This is a genomic window from Methylovirgula sp. 4M-Z18, assembly GCF_037890675.1.
In the GTDB taxonomy this organism is placed as follows: Bacteria; Pseudomonadota; Alphaproteobacteria; order Rhizobiales; family Beijerinckiaceae; genus 4M-Z18.
In genome coordinates, this window is sequence record NZ_CP149574.1 from 4,744,117 (window position 1) to 4,763,942 (window position 19,826).

Consider the following 19,826-nt stretch of genomic DNA (forward strand, 5'->3'; position numbering starts at 1 on the left):
TTGGCGCATCAAACCGCCTTGAGTCTGCCAAGCCTCGCGAGACTTTGTCACGATCTTGCGATTTTCTTGCAAGGGCGCGGCAGGAAAAGATTGCATAGCGCTGGCAAATCCGCTCTCTTCGCGCTCATGTCGGCTTTGCAAGGCTACGCGGTTTTCGACCATCTCTATGGCGCGAAAGTTCCCTTACGCGCGTCGTCCCATTTTGGCGCCGGGCTTGCGGCAGCTTTGTGGGATCGCAATGAGATCACCGATTCGGTCTATGACGCGCCGAACCATCACACGTTGAGCCTCTATGTCTCCGGCGGCACGGATTTCGTGCGTCGCTTCGGCAAGACCATCATGCCAAGTCATGGCGAGGGCAGCCTGTGCCTGATGCCGCGCGGCGCCCGCTGCGTCTGGGGCGTCAGCGGCAGCATTCAGCTCTTCCATCTCTACATATCGCGCCAAGCCTTCGACCACGCCGTGGCGGAGACTTTGGGCGGCGATCCCGCGCGCATCAGCCTGCGCGACGAAACCTATTTTCGCGACCCCGTGCTCGAAGGCATGATCCGCGCCGCCATCCTGCCGCTGAATTGGGACGAGCCGGCCGAACGGATCGCCGTCAGCCACGCGGGACAAAGCATTCTCGCCTATCTCCTCGCGCGGATGAGCGAGCGCGGCCCCCGCGCGCTCGACGCGGCCGGTGGCCTCGCGCCGCAGATGCTGCGGCGCGTGCAGGACTTCGTCGCGGCCCATCTCGCCGAACCTTTGGCGATTGCCGATCTCGCCGCTTGCGCGGACCTCAGCCCCTATCATTTCGCCCGCGCGTTCAAGCGCTCGACGGGGGAGGCGCCGCATGCGTTCGTGACGCGCCAGCGCATCGCGCGCGCCAAGACCCTGCTGCACGACGCCCCGCTCGCCGATGTCGCCGCGGCGTGCGGCTTCGCCAGCCAAAGCCACTTCACCGCCCGCTTTCGCGAAGCGACCGGCGTCACGCCGAAGGTTTTTCGCGACCTTTAGGTTGCCGCCGCGATGCGTCGCATCGCCTTGCGCCAATTCGCCTCCACCGCATCGCGCGCATGGTGGCGGCCGTCGCTAACGACCTTCTCGCCGCCGATGAACACGTCGCGCACCGGTGAGCGGCGGCAGGCGAAAATCCAGGTGTCGAGCAGCGCATCGCCGGAGCGCTCGATCAGCGTCGGGTCGTTGTTGTCGAGCACGGTGATATCGGCGCGATAGCCCGGCGCGATCTTGCCGATCGGCAGCCCCAAAGCCTGCGCGCCGCCTTTCGCCGCCTCTTCGAACAGCAACCGCCCGGTCGAGCGCTTGGGTTCGCTCAGGCGATTGCGCGCGCGGTCGTGCAGCCGCTGCGAATATTCGAGCGTGCGCAGCTCTTCGGCGAGCGAAATGCAGATGTTGGAATCGGTGCCGACGCCGACTGTGCCGCCTGCGCCTAAGAATGCGACGCCGGGGAAAATGCCGTCGCCGAGATTGCTTTCGGTCACCGGGCAGAGGCCGGTAACCGCGCCGCTCGCCGCCGAGCGCCGGGTTTCGTCGGCGGTCATGTGGGTCGCATGGATGAGGCACCAGCGCGCATTCACATCCGCATGGTCGAGCAGCCATTGCACCGGCCGCGCACCGGTTGCCGCGACGCAATCCTCCACTTCCTTGGTCTGCTCGGCGATATGAATATGGAACGGGCCTTCGGCATGGACTTTCGCCAGGGCTGCTAGCTCTTCCGCCGTCACGGCCCGCAGCGAATGCGGCGCGACGCCCATGCGGCCGTTCGGTAAGGCTTGCGCCGCCGCCGCGCCGCCTGCATGCACGCGGGCGAAAAGATCGAGATCGCAGATGAAGCGCCGCTGCCCGTCCGAAGGTGCCGCACCGCCAAAGCCGCTATGGGCGTAAAACACCGGCAGCAGCGTCAGGCCCATGCCGGTCTGCGCCGCCGCCGCGACGACGCGCTTACTGAGTTCGGCCGGATCGTCGTAAGACCGCCCGTCCGGCTGGTGATGGACATAGTGAAATTCGGCGACCGCGCTGTAGCCGCTTTCCAGCATCTCGACGAAAGCGAGCGCCGCAATGGCTTCGACATCCTCCGGGCGGAGCGCCAGGGCGAAGCGATACATTTCCGCCCGCCACGTCCAGAAATGGTCCTCGGTCTCGCCGCGCCGCTCCGACAGGCCGGCAAAGCCGCGCTGGAACGTATGGCTATGCAGGTTGCCGACCCCCGGCAGGGCGATGCCCGCGACTTTCGCAGCACCAGCCCGCGCGGCCGGCGGCGCATCGGCGGTCACGCGGGCGATCGTCCCGTTTTCCACCTCCACCAGAACGTCTTTTTTCCATCCATCCGTCGTCAAAGCCTGCGTGAAGAGTAAACTGGGCACTTGTGCGCTCCTCAATCTTCGGTTATATGTCTATACATATTGCTGCAGCTCGCAGCAAAATGCAAGCGAAACCCGGGAGGCATTCTTTGTCGAGCCAGATGTTGGTTGACCGTCTGTGGCTGAACGCCCGCCTGGCGACCATGGCGCCGGACCAGCCTGGGCTGGGAATCGTCGAGGACGGCGCCATCGCCGCCCTCAACGGCTATATTGTCTATGCCGGCCCGGCCGGCGACCTGCCCGCCAATCTCGAGGCGAAGGAGCGGATCGATTGCGAGGGGCGGTGGATCACGCCCGGCCTCGTCGACTGCCACACCCATCTCGTCTATGGCGGCAATCGTGCGCGCGAATTCGAGCTGCGCCTGAAAGGCGCGAGCTACGAAGAGATCACGCGGGCCGGCGGCGGCATCGTCTCCTCGGTGCGCGCGACGCGCGAGGCGAGCGAAGGCGCGCTGATCACTAGCGCCTTGCCGCGGCTCGACGCGCTGATCCATGAAGGCGTCACCACCATCGAAATCAAATCGGGCTACGGACTTGATACGCCTTCCGAATTGAAGCTGCTGCGCGCGGCAAAGCGCCTTGGCGCCGTGCGTCCGATTTCGATCACGACCACATTCCTGGGCGCGCATGCCCTGCCGCCCGAAGCGAACGGCGACAAGGACGCTTATATAAAGCGCGTGTGCGACGAGATGCTGCCTGCGGTGGTGCAGGAAAAGCTCGCGGATGCGGTGGACGGATTCTGCGAAGGCATCGCCTTTTCGCCGGAGCAGATCGCCCGCGTCTTCATGGCGGCGAAAGCCGCTGGGCTGCAGGTGAAACTGCATGCCGATCAATTGTCAGATCTGGGCGGCGCCGCGCTTGCCGCGCGCTTCGATGCGCTGTCCGCCGACCATCTCGAATATACGAGCGAAGAGGGCGCTGCCGCGATGGCACGGGCCGGAACGGTGGCCGTGCTGCTGCCGGGCGCCTTCTATTTCATTCGCGAAACCAAAGTGCCGCCCATCGATCTGTTCCGCAAGCATCGCGTGCCGCTCGCGCTCGCGACCGACAGCAATCCCGGCACATCCCCCCTTACCTCGCTCCTGCTGACGATGAACATGGCTGCGACCTTGTTCCGCATGACGGTCGAGGAATGCTTGACCGGCATCACGCGCGAAGCGGCGCGGGCGCTCGGTCGCTTGAACGAAATCGGCACGCTGCAAGCGGGCAAAGCGTGCGATCTTGCGATCTGGAATATCGAAGAGCCGGCGGAGCTTGTTTACCGCATGGGACTGAACCCGCTGCATCGTCGCGTTTGGAGAGGACAATGACATTGTTGGTAAGACCGGGAACTATGAGTCTCGCGGATTGGCGCGCGATTCACGCTGGCGCAGAGATACAACTTGATTCCGCTTGCCATGCGGCGGTGGACGAAGGCGCCGCAACGATCGAGGCCATCGTGGCGCGCGGCGCGCCGGTCTACGGCGTCAATACGGGCTTCGGCAAGCTCGCATCCGTGCGTATCGCGGCAGAAGATCTCGCTCGTTTGCAGGAAAATATCGTGCTCTCGCATTCAGCCGGCGTCGGCGCGCCGCTCGGCCTCGCCGAAGCGCGGCTGATGATGGCGCTGAAGCTTGCGAGCCTCGCGCAAGGCGCCTCCGGCATCCGGCGCGAAACGCTGTTGCTGCTCGAATCGATGCTGGCCCGCAACGTCATTCCCGTCGTGCCCGAACAGGGCTCGGTCGGCGCGTCGGGCGATCTCGCACCGCTGTCGCATATGACTTTGGCGATGATTGGCCATGGCGAAGCCTTCTTCAACGGCGAGCGCATGCCAGCCACCGTGGCGCTTGATCGCGCCGGCCTCAAGCCGATCGTGCTCGGCGCGAAGGAAGGTCTCGCGCTGCTCAACGGCACGCAATTTTCCAACGCACTGGCACTCGCCGGCCTGTTCCACATCGAACGCGTGTTCCAGTCGGCGCTCGTCACCGGCGCTTTGTCGACCGATGCGGCGAAGGGCTCGGATGCGCCGTTCGATCCGCGCATTCATCGCCTGCGCCGCCATCGTGGCCAGATCGAAGTGGCCGATGCCTTGCGCAACCTCATGCAGGGCAGCGCGATTCGCGCGTCGCACCTCACCGGCGACGACCGCGTGCAGGACCCCTATTGCCTGCGCTGCCAGCCGCAGGTGATGGGTGCGGCGCTCGACGTGTTGCGGCAAGCCTCTAACACGCTGCATACCGAATCGAACGGCGTGTCGGACAATCCGCTCATCTTCTCCGAAACGCAGGAAGCGATTTCGGGCGGCAATTTCCACGCCGAGCCCGTCGCCTTTGCGGCCGACATGCTGGCCATGGCGGTGTGCGAAATCGGCTCGCTTTCCGAACGCCGCATTGCGATGCTGGTCGATCCGGCCCTGTCGCGCATGCCCGCGTTCCTGACGCCGAAACCGGGCCTCAATTCCGGCTTCATGATTCCGCAGGTGACCGCGGCAGCGCTCGTGTCGGAGAACAAGCAGCGCGCCATGCCGGCAAGCGTCGATTCGATTCCGACCTCGGCCAACCAGGAAGATCACGTCTCGATGGCGGCACATGGCGCACGTCGCTTGCTGGCGATGGCGAAGAATGCGGCCAATGTGATCGGCATCGAATTGCTCGCCGCCGTGCAGGGTATCGACTTTCACGCACCGCTGGCTTCGTCCGCGCCGCTGGAGCGCGCCCGCAAATTGCTGCGCGACCGCGTGCCGATGTTGCAGGATGACCGCTATTTCGCACCTGACATGGCCGCCGCCACCGCGCTGGTCGAGGACGGCACGCTCATCGCGAGCGTCGGCGACCATATGCTGCCAGGCGTTTCGGAGAGCGCGTTATGAACGAGTGGCTGCAGATCACTCGCGGTGACGCGCCGCTGATCGTCAGCGTGCCGCATACCGGCACGACGATTCCCGATAGCACGATGCAGCATCTGGTCTCGCCTTGGCTCGCGCGCAAGGATTGCGACTGGTGGATCGAGCAGCTTTACGGCTTCGCGAAACATCTCGGCGCGACGTGGATCCGCACCAATATTTCGCGCACGGTGATCGATGTGAATCGCGACCCGTCCGGCGTCTCGCTCTATCCGGGCCAGGCGACGACGGAGCTGTGCCCGACGACGACGTTCGACGGCGAGCCGCTCTACAAGGATGGCGCGACGCCGGATGCGGAAGAGATCGAACGGCGCAAGCGCAAATATTTCGCGCCCTATCATGACGCGCTCGCCAGCGAAGTGCGTCGCTTGCGCAACGATCACGAAAAGATCGTCGTCTACGATTGCCACTCGATCCGATCAAGCATTCCGCGCCTGTTCGATGGCGAATTGCCGAATTTCAACGTCGGCACGAATTCCGGCGCGAGTTGCGACGAGGCGCTCACCAAGGCTGTGCAAGACATCTGCGCGGAGAGCGGCTTTTCGCAAACCACCAACGGCCGGTTCAAGGGCGGCTACATCACTCGCTCGCTCGGCCAGCCCGATCACGGCGTGCACGCGATCCAGATGGAACTTGCCTGCCGAAGTTACATGCAAGAGCCGATTGGCCCTGTGGCAGAGGGACAATGGCCGTCGCCTTACGATTCCGAATTTGCCGAACCCATGCGCGCCACTCTGGAAAAAATCTTGATCGCCGCCCTTCACTTTGCTCAACGCTAACGAGGAAAATATGACCCGTCTCGACAATTCCCGCGTCATCCGCGCGGCCCATGGCACTGATCTTTCCGCGAAAAGCTGGCTCACCGAAGCCCCCTTGCGCATGCTGATGAACAATCTCGATCCCGACGTCGCCGAGCGCCCTGGCGAGCTCGTCGTCTATGGCGGCATTGGCCGTGCCGCGCGCGATTGGGAAAGCTACGACCGGATCGTCAAGAGCCTGAAGGAGCTTGAGAGCGATCAGACGCTCATCGTGCAGTCGGGCAAGCCGGTCGCCGTGTTCCGCACCCACAAGGATGCGCCGCGCGTGCTGATCGCCAACTCCAACATCGTGCCGCATTGGGCCACGTGGGAAAAGTTCCACGAACTCGATCGCAAGGGCCTGATGATGTACGGCCAGATGACGGCAGGCTCCTGGATCTATATCGGCAGCCAGGGCATCGTGCAGGGCACCTATGAAACCTTCGTCGAAATGGGCCGCCGCCACTTCAACGGCGACCTCGCCGGCAAGTGGATCCTGACCGGCGGTCTCGGCGGCATGGGCGGCGCGCAGCCGCTCGCCGCGACCATGGCCGGCGCCTCGATGCTCGCTGTCGAATGCCGCCCCTCCAGCATCGACATGCGGCTGCGCACCGGCTATCTCGACGTTCAGGCGAAGGATCTCGATGATGCGCTCGCCATCATCGACAAGGCCGCGAAGGAAAAGAAGGCCGTCTCGGTCGCCGTGCTCGGCAATGCCGCCGAAATCTTCCCCGAACTGGTGCGCCGTGGCATCAAGCCCGACATGGTGACCGATCAGACCTCGGCCCACGATCCGATCAACGGTTATCTGCCGAAGGGCTGGACGCTCGCCCAGTGGGATCACATGCGCGAGACCAATCCGAAGCAGGTGGAAAAGGAATCCCGCGCGTCGATGGCGCTGCAGGTCCAGGCCATGCTCGACTTCCACGCCATGGGCATTCCGGTTGTCGATTACGGCAACAACATCCGTCAGATGGCGCTGGAAGAGGGCGTGAAGAACGCGTTCGATTTCCCGGGCTTCGTGCCGGCCTATATCCGTCCGCTGTTCTGCCGCGGCATCGGCCCGTTCCGCTGGGCTGCGCTCTCGGGCGATCCGGAGGACATCTACAAGACCGACGCGAAGGTGAAGGAACTGCTGCCCGACAACAAGCACCTGCACAATTGGCTCGACATGGCCAAGAAGCGCATCCACTTCCAGGGCCTGCCGGCGCGCATCTGCTGGGTTGGCCTCGGCGACCGCCACCGCCTCGGCCTCGCCTTCAACGAAATGGTCGCTAGGGGCGAATTGAAGGCGCCGATCGTGATCGGCCGCGACCATCTCGATTCCGGTTCGGTCGCCTCACCCAACCGCGAGACCGAAGCGATGAAGGACGGCTCGGACGCCGTGTCCGATTGGCCGCTGCTCAACGCGCTCATCAATTGCGCCTCGGGCGCGACCTGGGTGTCGCTGCATCACGGTGGCGGCGTCGGCATCGGCTTCTCGCAGCATTCGGGCATGGTGATCGTTTGCGACGGCACCGAGGATGCGGCCAAGCGTATCGAGCGCGTGCTGTGGAATGATCCGGCGACGGGTGTCATGCGTCACGCGGACGCGGGCTACCAGGAGGCGATCGATTGCGCCAAGGAACATGGCCTCAACCTGCCGAGCCTGGTGTAAGAAGGGCTGTTGATTCCTCCTCCCGCAGCTTGGCTGCGGGAGGAGGATCTGTGCTCAATGTTCCAGGAAAAACCGCCATGCGCCTGATTCCCGCCAGCAGCTACACATCCATGCCCTGGAAGAACGGCGGCGGCGTCACGACGGAAATCGCCGTCTATCCGGAAGGCGCCGGGCTCGAGACGTTTGAATGGCGCGTGAGTACGGCCCATGTCGCTAGCGACGGGCCGTTCTCGTTGTTTCCCAACATCGACCGCACGCTTTCGGTGCTCAACGGCGGCGGCATCGTCCTGCATGGTGGCGAAACCGTCTCGCTCACCCCGCAAACCATGCCTTACGCTTTTGCCGCCGACACGCCCGTCAGCGCCGCGCTGATCGACGGCGCGATCGACGACCTCAATGTCATGACCCGGCGCGGGGAATGGACGCACAGTGTCAAATGCGTCGATTTCGACAGCCGCTGGGTCGACGAAGCGCTCGACGACCTGGTGCTGATCTATTGCGCAGCGGGGCATATTTCGCTCGCGCGCGACGAGGTGACCGGCGGGACCCTCGTGCTGGAAAAGGGCGAGCAGGCCGAACTCTCGGCCGACGGCGCGTCACGAATTTATGTCATCGGCTTGAATCGCGGATAATTCACACATAAATACGTGCATTGTAGGGACTATCTAGCTATTCTATAGATTGATTCCGCAAAGTTTTTCCGCAGGCCCAAAATGCTCACCAACAAAGGCAAGTACGGATTGAAGGCGATGGTCCACCTCGCCGGCATGCAGCCCGGCCAGCCAGCCCTCGTGTCCGACATTGCCGCGGCCAACGACATTCCGAAAAAATTCCTCGATGCGATCCTGGGCGATCTGCGCAACGCCGGCCTTTTGCATTCGAAAAAGGGGCGGGGCGGCGGCTATGTGCTGGCCAAGCCGGCGCATGAGATCATGGTCGGCCAGATCATCCGCATCCTCGACGGGCCGCTCGCGCCGCTCGCCTGCGCCAGCCCAAACTATTATCGCCGCTGCGAGGATTGCGTCGACGAAAGCACCTGCGCCACGCGGCTCATGATGGTGGAAGTGCGCAACGCCATCGCCCGCATTCTCGACCACCGCAGCCTTGCTGAAATGCGCACTCTCGCGCATCTCGACGAGGTGCCGATGTATCATATTTGAGTAGAGCGCGGGCACATCAGCGCATCTTGCGACGGAAGCGCTCGGACGCCTTGGACAGGATGGCGTTGCCGTGGCCGAAAACGGCCCTGTCAAACTGAAGCGCCGCCAGTTTGCGCTGGCTGCGCCGTCCTTCCGCCTCGTCCTCGAAGCCGATCGGATCGGCGAGGCCGAAAATGTTCGTGAAGACATCGCCCGCGATGAGCAAGCGGCTCCCCTGCCACAAAAAGGCGAGCTGTCCGGCGTCATGTCCCGGCACGTGGATCGCGTGCAAACCACCTGCGAGTGGTAGCGTCTCCGCATCGGCAATGTGCTGGTCGATTTTGAACGGCTCCATCTGCTCGTTGGGGTCCCAGACAGTGCGAAACGCGATTCTTTGGACGAGGCCGCGCGCGGCCGTCATCGGCCGGAATGGGCCACCGCTCTCGGCAAGGGGCGCATCAACCGCGTGCATGTAAGTTCGCGCACCGGTTGCGCGGACGATGGCCGCCGCGCTGCCAATGTGGTCGGGGTGGCTGTGGGTGAAGACCAGGTGCTTGAGGTCGGTGGGGCGCTTGCCGAGTTGGGCTATCGCATCCAGGACCACCCCCGCCTTGCCCGGAAAGCCTGCATCGATCAGCGTGAGTTCCCCGCCATGCTGAAGCAGGATGGCATTCGCGTTGCCGAGCGCCAGAAGCCACGCGTTTTCGGTGATCTTGTTCATACCCATGACTCGTTCTCCTTCGCCTAATCGGTCGGGTTGCGATGCGATTGGAAACGATGTTGACAATGGCAACATAGGGGCGAAAGTTGACAATGTCAACACCGTCGTGCGATGTTTTTGCCATGAACACTTTTGAGCAAACGACCAAACCCACGACGCCCTACCACCACGGCGATTTGCGCCGGGCCCTGCTGGACAGCGCGAGCGCGATCCTGTCCGAGACGGGGCGGTGGGACTTTTCGCTGCGCGAGGTCGCCAAGCGTGCAGGTGTCAGCCACAACGCTCCCTACCGACACTTCGCGGACAAGGAGGCCTTGCTCGCGGCCGTTGGTGTGGCGGGCTTCGAGGCGCTGCGCGCACGCACGACGGCGGCAGCGAAAGAAACGTCAGACGCCGTTGAAGCCTTGAAGGCCTTGGGACAAGCCTATGTGGACTTCGGGGCCTCCAATCCCGCGCTCTACCGATTGATGTTCGGCCAGGCCGTTCCCAACATCGATGGCCGCTCCCCAGACATTGTCGAGGCCGCCAACGCTAACCGCGCGGTTGTACGAAATGTGATCCTCGCAGGGGCTCGGACCGGTCAGTTTGCGGTTGATCCCGACGATGCGGACGACGTCACGACGACGGTTGTTGCGGCGGGATCCCTCGTTCACGGGTTCACGCTTCTGATCATTGATGGGCTCATCGAGAGAATGGTGAAGCGCGAAGCGGTTGAGGGTTTGGCGATGAAGGTATTCGTGCGGTTCATCGCCGGCCTGACGCCAAAACACGGAAAATCGACCTGAGACTCGCCACTTCCCGCTTGCAAAGATGTTACTTACGATATATCTTAAATCATATCTAACGATACGCATGAAAGGATTATCGTATGTTTGGACGACACTTTGGCGATTGCCGCTCTTCGTCTCACCGGGGCTGGCATCGGGGCGAGGAGCGCGATTGCGCGCCGCGGCGGCGCGGTGGGGATGAGGACTCCGAAAGCAGCGGGTTCGGCTTTGGCCGCGGGGGCTGGTCGGGCGGCCGGGGCAGCCGCATGTTCGGGCACGGCGATCTGCGGCTTGTGCTCCTGGTCATGATCCAGGAAAAGCCGCGGCACGGCTATGACCTCATCCGCGCGATCGAAGACAAGTTCGGCGGCGCCTATGCCCCGAGCCCTGGTGCGGTCTATCCGACTTTAACGTTGCTGGAGGAGCAAGACCATGTCCGCAGCGAAGCCGTGGGCGGCGGCAAGAAGCTCTACACGATCACCCCCGAGGGCGAGGCTTTTCTTGCGGCCAATCGCGACACGGCCGATGCGCTGATGGCGCGCATGGACGTGGCGGCAAGCGCTTTCCGAGGCCGCTCGACCCCCGATGCGGTACGCGAAGCCTATCACACCATGCGCCACGCGCTACACCTGCGCGCCGGTCATTGGACGTCGGAGGAAATCGCTCGCGTCCGCGCGATCATCGAAAAAGCCGCGCGCGACATCGCCGGCGGGCAGGGCTGAACCCGGTCGCCGGTTCTACGCCACCGGCAACCCTGCGTCCCTGCTTAAGCATTTCATCTCACGCCTTCCAGCGCCCATAAAGAACCGCCCGGTGATCTCCCCGCCGGGCGTTTTGCCTTGCTCCCGTCCTGCTTTTCCCGACTCATCGACAGAGTTTCCCGTGACCGACGGCTTGCCCAATCCCCAGCGCCTGTTTGCCTTTCTGACGATTGCCATCGCCTTGACAATGGCCGTGCTCGACGGCGCCATCGTCAATGTCGCTCTGCCCTCGATCGGCCAGGACCTCGCGATCACCCCGGCGCAAACGATTTGGGTGGTCAACGCGTATCAGCTCGCCGTCACCATTTCGCTACTGCCGCTCGCCTCGATCGGCGACAGTGTAGGCTACAAGAAATGCTACTGGACCGGCCTTGCGGTCTTCACCGTGGCGTCCTTTGCCTGCGCCAATGCGCATAGTCTTTTGTTTCTGTCCCTCGCCCGGGTCGTGCAGGGCTTTGGCGCAGCCGGCGTCATGAGCGTCAACATCGCTTTGGTCCGCTTTATCTTTCCGCGCGCCCAGCTCGGGATTGGCGTCGGCTATACGGCGCTGGTCGTTGCCGTCTCGTCCGCGGCGGGGCCGAGCGTCGCCTCGGCGATTCTCTCGGTCGGCCATTGGCAATGGCTGTTTCTCGTCAATGTGCCGCTCGGTCTGGCCGCACTCGTTATTGCCGCACGGGCGCTGCCAGTGACGCCGGCCTCGGGCAACCGCTTTGACGTGCTCAGCGCCTTGCTCAACGCCATCACCTTCGGCGCGCTCATCGCCGGCCTCAACGCTTTGAGCGATGAAGGCCACGGCGAGCGCGGCGCTATCCTCATTGCCATCGCCGCGGTCTTCGGCGTGATTTTCGTGCAGCGCGAACGGCGCCTGACCATCCCGATGTTGCCGGTGGACTTGCTGCGCCTGCCGGTCTTCGCCCTGTCGGTCGTGACCTCGATCGGCTCTTTCGCCGCGCAGAGCATGGCCTATGTGGCGCTGCCCTTCTTTTTCGAGCAGGACCTCGGCCGCTCCGAAACGGCGACCGGCCTCTTGATGACGCCCTGGCCGCTGATGACCGCGCTGACGGCACCGATTGCCGGCAAATTGTCGGACCAGATTCCGCCCGAACGGCTCGGCAGCATCGGCCTCACCATCCTGGCTATCGGCCTTATTCTGATCGCCACCATGGGCGCGGAGCCGTCCAGCGTCGATATCGGCTGGCGGCTGGCCATTTGCGGCCTCGGCTTCGGCATTTTCCAGTCGCCGAACAACAAGATCCTCATCGGCAGCGCGCCGCGCGAACGCAGCGGCGGCGCCAGCGGCATTCAATCGACTGCGCGGCTGCTCGGGCAATCAATGGGCGCAGTGACGGTCGCCGTCGTGTTCGGCGTCGTGCGCGGGCACCAAACCGTGATCATCACGAGCATCGCCGCGCTGCTCGCGCTGATCGCCGCCGGCGCGAGCGGCCTGCGCAAAACCGCCGTGCGGTAATCTCTACAATCCTCGTGGCGCCAACATAGACTTGACAGCCTCGCGCTTTCGTGCGGAAATCTGACCAAATGGTCAGGATTTACCGAAAATCCGCATTTGCTGTCAGGGAGAGGCAGGCATGGACGAGGGGAAAGGGGACCTGGCCTACGCGCCGGGTATTGTGGCCGGTCGTTTATCGGCGGAGGATTATGCGGCGAATTTTACCGATCTGCATCCGCCGCTGACCTTGCATGAGGCGCGGGTCGAGGCGGAGCGGTGCTATTTTTGCTACGACGCGCCGTGTCAGGCCGCCTGTCCGACCTCGATCGACATTCCGTTATTCATCCGCGAGATCGCCGCCGGCAACGAGATCGGCGCGGCGGAGACGATTTTGTCGTCCAACATCTTAGGGGGCATGTGCGCCCGCGTCTGCCCGACCGAAACCTTGTGCGAAGAGGCCTGCGTGCGCGAGGCGGCCGAAGGCAAGCCGGTGCAGATCGGCCTGCTGCAGCGGCGCGCCACCGATGCGCTCCTAAGCGCCGGCCGCCAGCCGTTCAAGCAAGGACCCTCGACCGGCAAGCGCGTTGCGGTGGTCGGCGCCGGTCCGGCCGGCCTCGCCTGCGCCCACAAGCTCGCCGAACTTGGCCACGCCGTGACGCTCTTTGACGCGCGCGATAAGCTCGGCGGTCTCAACGAATTCGGTCTTGCCGCCTACAAGACGACGAATAATTTCGCCCAGCGCGAGATCGATTTCGTGCTCGGCATCGGCGGCATCGAGGTGAAGGCCGGGCACCGGCTCGGCCAGGACATGGATCTCGCCTCGCTGCGGCACGGGTTCGATGCGGTGTTTCTTGGCGTCGGCCTCGGCGGCACCAACAAGCTCGGCCTCGAGGACGAGGCCAATTTGAGCGGCACGGGCGACGCGGTCGATTACATCGCGCAATTGCGGCAGGCTGCCAGCCTTGGTGATCTGCCCGTCGGCCGCCGGGTCGTTGTGATCGGCGGCGGCATGACCGCGGTTGACATTGCCGTGCAATCGAAGCGCCTTGGCGCCGATGAGGTGACGATCGTCTACCGCCGCGGCCCGGAGCAGATGAAGGCGAGCGGCTACGAGCAGGAACTTGCGCTCGGCGACGGCGTCGTCATTCGCCATTGGCTGGCGCCGCAGGCACTCATCGGCGTGAACGGTAATGTGGAGGGCATGCGTTTCGAGCGCATGCAGGACGAAGACGGCCAGCTCAAGGGCAGCGGCGAAACGATCTCGCTCGCGGCCGATGTCGTGTTCAGCGCCATCGGGCAGGTCCTGACCTTCGCGGAAGACGGGTTGACGACCAAGGCCGGCCGCATCGTGGTCGATGCCGAGCGGCGCACGTCGCTGCCAGATGTCTGGGCCGGTGGCGACTGCATCTTCGGCGGCCAGGACCTGACCGTTTCGGCGGTGGAGGACGGCAAACAGGCCGCCCTCTCGATCGATCGCGCGCTGCGCGGAACTCAAGCGTGAGGAAAGAGACCATGGCCAATCTTGCGACCGATTTCCTCGGCATCAAATCACCCAATCCCTTCTGGCTCGCCTCCGCGCCGCCGACCGACAAGGCTTACAATGTCGTGCGGGCCTTCGAGGCCGGCTGGGGCGGCGTCGTGTGGAAGACGCTTGGCGAAGCAGGTCCGCCGGTCGTCAATGTCAGCGGTCCGCGCTACGGCGCCTGGCATGGGCCCGACCGCCGGCTGATGGGGCTCAACAATATCGAACTGATCACCGACCGGCCGCTCGAAGTGAACCTGGCCGAAATCGCGCAGGTGAAACGCGACTGGCCCGACCGGGCGATGGTCGTCTCGCTGATGGTGCCCTGCGTCGAGCAGGCCTGGAAAGACATTCTCGCCCGCGTCGTCGACACGGGCTGCGATGGCGTGGAGCTCAATTTCGGCTGCCCCCACGGCATGTCGGAACGCGGCATGGGCTCGGCCGTCGGCCAGGTGCCGGAATATATCGAGATGGTGGCGCGCTGGTGCAAGGAGCATTCGAACCTGCCGGTCATCGTAAAGCTGACCCCCAATATCACTGACATCCGCTTTCCCGCGCGCGCGGCCAAACGCGGCGGCGCCGATGCGGTGTCGCTCATCAACACGATCTCCTCGATCATGGGCGTCGACCTCGACATGATGGCGCCGTCGCCGCATGTGGACGGAAAGGGCTCGCACGGCGGCTATTGCGGCCCCGCAGTGAAGCCGATCGCGCTCAACATGGTGGCGGAAATCGCCCGCGACCCGGAAACGCAAGGCCTGCCGATCTCCGGCATCGGCGGCATCACCACCTGGCGCGACGCGGCCGAATTCATTGCGCTCGGCGCCGGCACTGTGCAGGTGTGTACCGCCGCGATGACCTATGGTTTCAAGGTCGTGCAGGAAATGATTTCCGGTTTGAAGAACTGGATGGACGAGAAGGGCTACGCGACCCTCGACGATTTCCGCGGCCGCGCCGCGCCGAAAGTCACGGATTGGCAATATCTCAATCTGAATTATGTGGTGAAGGCGGCGATCGATCAGGATCTGTGCATCAAATGCGGCCGCTGCCATATCGCCTGCGAAGACACGTCACATCAGGCGATCACCAATATGGTCGATGGGGTGCGCAAATTCGTGGTCAAGGATGACGAATGCGTCGGCTGCAACCTGTGCGCCACGGTGTGTCCGATCGAGAATTGCATCACTATGGTGCCGCAACACCAAGGCATCGACCCGCGCACGGGGCTCGATTACGGCCGGCCGTATGGGAATTGGACGGAGCACCCGAACAACCCCATGGCGAAAGTAATCGCATAGGCTCCGCGAAACCCTTCTCCCCGCGAGCGGGGAGAAGGGTTATCTCACGCCTCTGTTCGCCGCTGTCACGCTTTCCCGTCCGGCAGCACACCATTCATGATCGTCGTGATCACCTGCGCCTTGGCCATCGCGAATTGCTTGTCCGACAACGCCCGGCCGTCATTCAACAATTCGATCTGCACAGAAAAATCGGCGTAATGCTGCGTTGCGGCCCAGATCATGAAGAACAGATATTTCGGCTCGATCGGGCGCAGCTTGCCCTCGGCGATCCAACCCCGAATGACTACGCTGTGGTGATCGAGCCAGGGGATCATCGTGTTTTCGATATAGCCTTGAATGAGCGGCGCGCCGCGCATGATTTCGCTGGCGAAGATCTTCGAGCCATAGGGATATTGCCGCGCCAGGTCCATCTTGGCGCCGATATAGCCGGACAAGGCGGCAACCGGATCGTCGGTTTCGTCGAGCGTCGAGGCGGCGTTCATCCAGATCGCAATCAGCCGCTCCATCAGGATGCGATAAAGGTCTTCCTTGGTGGAAAAATAATAGTGCAGATTGGCCTTCGGCACTTTCGCGCGCCGGGCGATCTCGGCCGTCGTCGCGCCCTTGAACCCCATTTCGGCGAAGACTTGTTCGGCCGCGCTCAGGATCAGCCGCTCGTTCTCCGTGCGGATCGCACCTTTCACGGAGTCGGCCTCTTTTTCCACCTTTATGCCCATGAGCAACTCATCTTTGACCAACGCCTGTGCGCCGCTGCGATTTTATCCGGAAAGCGGCCTGCGACTACTATCTATCGAGTTGACCATTTGGTCAAAGTCATACTAGCGTTGTGGTATCCGGACAATTCTGGGAGAGAGGGATGGCGGATCTATCGAACGTGCGCATCAATTCGGCGCGGCTGTGGGATTCGCTCATGGAAATGGCGAAGATCGGCGGCACGCCCAAGGGCGGGTGCAAGCGACTGACGCTGACCGACCTCGACAAGCAGGGGCGCGAATTGTTCATCTCCTGGTGCGAGGCGGCCGGCTGCACGGTGGCGGTGGACGAGATGGGCAATCTTTTCGCCCATCGCGCTGGCGGCGACCCGACTCTTGCGCCGGTCGTCATGGGGTCGCATCTCGACACCCAGCCGACGGGCGGCAAATTCGACGGCGTGCTCGGTGTGCTCGGCGCCTTGGAGGTAGTGCGCTCGCTCAACGATCTGAAGATCAAGACCAAACATCCGATCGAAATCGCCAATTGGACCAATGAAGAGGGCTCGCGTTTTGCGCCCGCAATGGTCTCCAGCGGCGTCTTCGCCGGCGTCTACACCAAAGAATATGCCTATGCGCGCGAGGATCAGGACCACAAGACGCTTGGTGACGAATTGGTGCGGATCGGCTTCAAGGGCGACGAACCGGTCGGCCAGCGGAAGATTCACGCCTTTTTCGAACTGCATATCGAGCAGGGGCCGATCCTCGAAATCGAGAACAAAGACGTCGGCGTCGTCACTCATGGCCAGGGTCAGCGCTGGTACGAGATCAACCTGACCGGCTTCGAGAGCCATGCCGGCTCCACACCCATGCCGCGGCGCAAGGATGCGCTGCTCGGCGCGGCGCGCATCGTCGAGCTCGTCAACAAAATCGCCCTCGCCCGGGCGCCGAACGGCGTCGGCACGACCGGCATGCTCAATCCCTATCCCAATTCGCGCAATGTCATTCCGGGCGAAGTCTTCCTGACCTGCGAGTTCCGCCATCCCGATGACGACACGCTCACGGGCATGGATGCCGACTTGCACGCAGGCGTCGAGAAGATTTGCGCCGAGATCGGCCTGACCTACGACATCAAGCAGGTCTTCTACTACGCGCCGGTGACTTTCAACGCCGAATGCGTGGCCGCCGTGCGCCGCGCGGCGCAGCATTTCGGCTATTCGCATCGCGACATCGTGTCGGGCGCGGGGCATGACGCTTGTTACATCGCGCGCGTCGCGCCGACATCGATGATCTTCACGCCCTGCGTCGACGGCATCAGCCACAACGAGGCGGAAGATATCAGCCAGGAATGGGCCGAAATGGGCACCAATGTGCTCATGCATGCGGTGTTGGAGAAGGCGGAGATTGTTGGGTGATGCGCGTCATTGCGAGCGAAGCGAAGCAATCCATCTAGCGACCGGGTGAATGGCCAACCTTTTGCCATTCGGCCAACGTCATGGTGGATTGCTTCGTCGCTTCGCTCCTCGCAATGACGCGGTGGAGGAATTGGGAGAGGGGAACATGTCACGGGTCATCAAAGGCGGCACAATTGTCGCGGCAGACCGCACCTATGCGGCCGATATTCTCATCGAAGGCGAGAGCATCAAGGCGATCGGCAAGGATCTTGCCGGTGACGAGGTGATCGATGCGACCGGCTGCTACATCATGCCCGGCGGCATCGATCCGCACACCCATCTGGAGATGCCCTTCATGGGCACGACCTCGGCCGACAATTACGAAAGCGGCACCAAGGCGGCGCTTTCGGGCGGCACGACCATGGTGGTCGATTTCTGTATTCCCGGCAACGGCCAGCCGCTGCTCGATGCCTGGGCCGATTGGGACCGCCGCTCGGCCGGCGCCTGCACCGATTATTCCTACCACATGTGCATCACCTATTGGTCGGACAAGGTGCGCGCCGACATGGCGGAAGTGGTGAAACGCGGCGTGACCACCTTCAAGCATTTCATGGCCTACAAGGGCGCGCTGATGGTGAACGACGACGAAATGTTCGCGTCTTTCCTGCGCTGTGCTGAACTCGGCGCGCTGCCGCTCGTCCATGCGGAAAACGGCGACGTGGTCGCGGCCCTGCAAAAGAGCCTGTTGGGACGCGGCATCACCGGCCCCGAGGGCCATGCCTATTCGCGCCCGCCGGAAGTCGAGGGCGAGGCAGCCAACCGCGCCATCATGCTTGCCGACACGGCCGGCGTGCCGCTCTATATCGTGCACACGTCGTCGATTCCGGCGCATGAGGCGATCCGCCGCGCGCGGGCTTTAGGCAAGCGCGTCTATGGCGAACCGCTCATTCAGCATCTCGTGCTCGATGAAAGCGAATATCACCACAAGGATTGGGACCATGCGGCGCGGCGCGTGATGTCGCCGCCCTTCCGCGATAAGAAGAATCAGGAAGATTTGTGGAACGGCCTGCGCGCGGGCTCGCTGCAAGTGGTCGCGACCGACCATTGCGCCTTCACCACGGAGCAAAAGCGCTTCGGCCGCGACGATTTCACCAAGATCCCCAACGGCACCGGCGGCCTCGAAGACCGCATGCCGGTGCTGTGGACCCGCGGCGTTGCGACTGGCCGGCTGACGATGAACGAATTCGTCGCCGTCACCTCGACCAACATCGCCCGCATCCTGAATCTCTATCCGAAGAAAGGCGCGATCCTCGCCGGGTCCGACGCCGATCTCGTGATTTGGGATCCCGAGGCCACGAAGACGATTTCAGCCGCGACACAAGTTTCCGTCATCGATTACAACGTCTTTGAAGGCGTGAAACTGAAAGGCTTGCCGCGCACCACGATCTCGCGCGGCGAGGTGGTCTACGATGGCGGCAAGCTGCATGTGACTCCGGGCCGCGGCCGCTTCGTCGCGCGCCAGCCCTTCCCGGCCGATTCCAAGGCGCTGTCGCGCTGGAAAGAAGTGAACGCGGTGCAGAAGGTTGCGCGTTGATGAAAGAGGCAAAGCGCGTCGTCGACATTGCCAAACTGTCGCTGACCTATGAGACGTCCGACGGCCCGGTGCACGCGTTGAGCAATATCGATCTTGCCATCGAGGCGGGCGATTTCGTGTCCTTCATCGGCCCCTCAGGCTGCGGCAAGACCACGCTGATGCGGGTGATCGCCGACCTCGAAACACCGACGGCGGGCACGATTCGCGTCAACGGCCTCTCGCCGCACGAGGCGCGGCTCAAGCGCGCCTATGGCTATGTGTTCCAGGCGCCGGCGCTGTATCCGTGGCGGTCGATTGCGAAGAATCTTGCCCTGCCGCTCGAAATCATGGGCTATCCCAAGGACGAGCAGAATGCGCGCATCGCCAAGGGCCTAGCGCTGGTCGATCTGACCGGGTTCGAAAAAAAGTTCCCATGGCAATTGTCGGGCGGCATGCAGCAGCGCGCATCGATCGCCCGCGCCTTGTCGTTCGATCCCGATCTCTTGCTCATGGACGAGCCGTTCGGGGCGCTCGACGAGATCGTGCGCGACAAATTGAACGAGCAATTGCTGCGCCTGTGGGACAAGACGCAAAAAACCGTTGTCTTCGTCACCCATTCGATTCCCGAAGCGGTGTTCTTGTCGACGAAAATCATCGTGATGTCGCCGCGCCCGGGCAAGATCCACGACATCATCACTTGCGATTTCCCGCGGAATCGCAACCTCGACATTCGTGAGACGCCGGAATTCATCGAGATCGCCAACCGGGTGCGGCAAGGTCTGAGGGAAGGGCATTCCTATGATTGAGCGCGACACTC

General features: G+C 63.2%; 18 protein-coding genes. 15 read left to right on the plus strand and 3 right to left on the minus strand.

The features are described 5' to 3' along the window. Complete coding sequence (locus V9T28_RS21980; protein ID WP_245424120.1) at window positions 1–999, plus strand: AraC family transcriptional regulator; 999 nt, start codon at window positions 1–3, stop codon at window positions 997–999. On the opposite strand, the gene V9T28_RS21985 is transcribed toward V9T28_RS21980, so the two are convergent. Then, window positions 996–2,366: a formimidoylglutamate deiminase gene (locus V9T28_RS21985; protein ID WP_116401248.1), complete on the minus strand. Its 1,371-nt coding sequence runs from the start codon at window positions 2,364–2,366 to the stop codon at window positions 996–998. The two genes, V9T28_RS21980 and V9T28_RS21985, sit on opposite strands and share 4 nt — an antisense overlap. 98 nt (window positions 2,367–2,464) lie before the next feature. Between V9T28_RS21985 and hutI the strand changes: the two genes are divergently transcribed. The 6 genes from hutI (at window position 2,465) to V9T28_RS22015 (ending at window position 8,858) form a co-directional block, all read left to right on the plus strand. Further along, on the plus strand, window positions 2,465–3,673 hold the full coding sequence (hutI, locus tag V9T28_RS21990; protein ID WP_116401249.1) for an imidazolonepropionase: 1,209 nt from the start codon (window positions 2,465–2,467) through the stop codon (window positions 3,671–3,673). Beyond that, window positions 3,670–5,211, plus strand: coding sequence for a histidine ammonia-lyase (gene hutH / locus V9T28_RS21995; protein WP_116401250.1), 1,542 nt, complete (start codon window positions 3,670–3,672; stop codon window positions 5,209–5,211). Before hutI ends, hutH begins: the two co-directional genes overlap by 4 nt. Beyond that, window positions 5,208–6,023: an N-formylglutamate deformylase gene (gene hutG / locus V9T28_RS22000; RefSeq protein ID WP_116401251.1), complete on the plus strand. Its 816-nt coding sequence runs from the start codon at window positions 5,208–5,210 to the stop codon at window positions 6,021–6,023. The genes hutH and hutG overlap by 4 nt, the downstream gene beginning before the upstream one ends. A gap of 10 nt (window positions 6,024–6,033) precedes the next feature. Continuing rightward, on the plus strand, window positions 6,034–7,698 hold the full coding sequence (gene hutU, locus V9T28_RS22005; protein ID WP_116401252.1) for a urocanate hydratase: 1,665 nt from the start codon (window positions 6,034–6,036) through the stop codon (window positions 7,696–7,698). A gap of 77 nt (window positions 7,699–7,775) precedes the next feature. Next, window positions 7,776–8,330, plus strand: coding sequence for a HutD/Ves family protein (locus tag V9T28_RS22010; RefSeq protein WP_116401253.1), 555 nt, complete (start codon window positions 7,776–7,778; stop codon window positions 8,328–8,330). Between the two features lie 81 nt (window positions 8,331–8,411). Then, the gene (locus V9T28_RS22015) at window positions 8,412–8,858 is read left to right on the plus strand and encodes an RrF2 family transcriptional regulator (RefSeq protein WP_116401254.1); all 447 of its coding nucleotides are present in this window, start codon (window positions 8,412–8,414) and stop codon (window positions 8,856–8,858) included. Window positions 8,859–8,874: 16 nt separating this feature from the next. Here V9T28_RS22015 and V9T28_RS22020 read toward each other — a convergent pair whose 3' ends face one another. Continuing rightward, on the minus strand, window positions 8,875–9,564 hold the full coding sequence (locus tag V9T28_RS22020) for an MBL fold metallo-hydrolase (RefSeq protein ID WP_158554813.1): 690 nt from the start codon (window positions 9,562–9,564) through the stop codon (window positions 8,875–8,877). A 116-nt stretch (window positions 9,565–9,680) separates the two neighbouring features. Here V9T28_RS22020 and V9T28_RS22025 point away from each other — a divergent pair, with 116 nt between their 5' ends. The 5 genes from V9T28_RS22025 to preA all read left to right on the plus strand — a co-directional run bounded on the left by V9T28_RS22025 (window position 9,681) and on the right by preA (window position 15,353). Then, window positions 9,681–10,343 (plus strand): TetR/AcrR family transcriptional regulator, encoded by a 663-nt coding sequence (locus V9T28_RS22025; protein WP_158554814.1) that lies wholly within the window; start codon window positions 9,681–9,683, stop codon window positions 10,341–10,343. 83 nt (window positions 10,344–10,426) lie between these two features. Beyond that, on the plus strand, window positions 10,427–11,047 hold the full coding sequence (locus V9T28_RS22030) for a PadR family transcriptional regulator (protein ID WP_199500161.1): 621 nt from the start codon (window positions 10,427–10,429) through the stop codon (window positions 11,045–11,047). A gap of 160 nt (window positions 11,048–11,207) precedes the next feature. Then, window positions 11,208–12,554, plus strand: coding sequence for an MFS transporter (locus V9T28_RS22035; RefSeq protein WP_116401257.1), 1,347 nt, complete (start codon window positions 11,208–11,210; stop codon window positions 12,552–12,554). A 118-nt stretch (window positions 12,555–12,672) separates the two neighbouring features. Further along, complete coding sequence (locus tag V9T28_RS22040; RefSeq protein ID WP_116401258.1) at window positions 12,673–14,034, plus strand: NAD(P)-dependent oxidoreductase; 1,362 nt, start codon at window positions 12,673–12,675, stop codon at window positions 14,032–14,034. A gap of 11 nt (window positions 14,035–14,045) precedes the next feature. After that, window positions 14,046–15,353: an NAD-dependent dihydropyrimidine dehydrogenase subunit PreA gene (preA, locus tag V9T28_RS22045; RefSeq protein ID WP_116401259.1), complete on the plus strand. Its 1,308-nt coding sequence runs from the start codon at window positions 14,046–14,048 to the stop codon at window positions 15,351–15,353. Window positions 15,354–15,418: 65 nt separating this feature from the next. On the opposite strand, the gene V9T28_RS22050 is transcribed toward preA, so the two are convergent. Then, window positions 15,419–16,069 (minus strand): TetR family transcriptional regulator C-terminal domain-containing protein, encoded by a 651-nt coding sequence (locus tag V9T28_RS22050; RefSeq protein WP_116401383.1) that lies wholly within the window; start codon window positions 16,067–16,069, stop codon window positions 15,419–15,421. Between the two features lie 140 nt (window positions 16,070–16,209). On the opposite strand from V9T28_RS22050, the gene V9T28_RS22055 reads away from it, so the two are divergent. From V9T28_RS22055 to V9T28_RS22065, 3 genes are all read left to right on the plus strand, one after another. Then, on the plus strand, window positions 16,210–17,457 hold the full coding sequence (locus tag V9T28_RS22055) for a Zn-dependent hydrolase (RefSeq protein WP_116401260.1): 1,248 nt from the start codon (window positions 16,210–16,212) through the stop codon (window positions 17,455–17,457). A 145-nt stretch (window positions 17,458–17,602) separates the two neighbouring features. Further along, window positions 17,603–19,030 carry a dihydropyrimidinase gene (hydA, locus tag V9T28_RS22060; RefSeq protein WP_116401261.1) on the plus strand — a complete coding sequence of 476 codons (1,428 nt, stop codon included), beginning with the start codon at window positions 17,603–17,605 and terminating at the stop codon, window positions 19,028–19,030. Continuing rightward, complete coding sequence (locus V9T28_RS22065; RefSeq protein ID WP_116401262.1) at window positions 19,030–19,815, plus strand: ABC transporter ATP-binding protein; 786 nt, start codon at window positions 19,030–19,032, stop codon at window positions 19,813–19,815. The genes hydA and V9T28_RS22065 overlap by 1 nt, the downstream gene beginning before the upstream one ends. Window positions 19,816–19,826 lie beyond the last annotated feature (11 nt).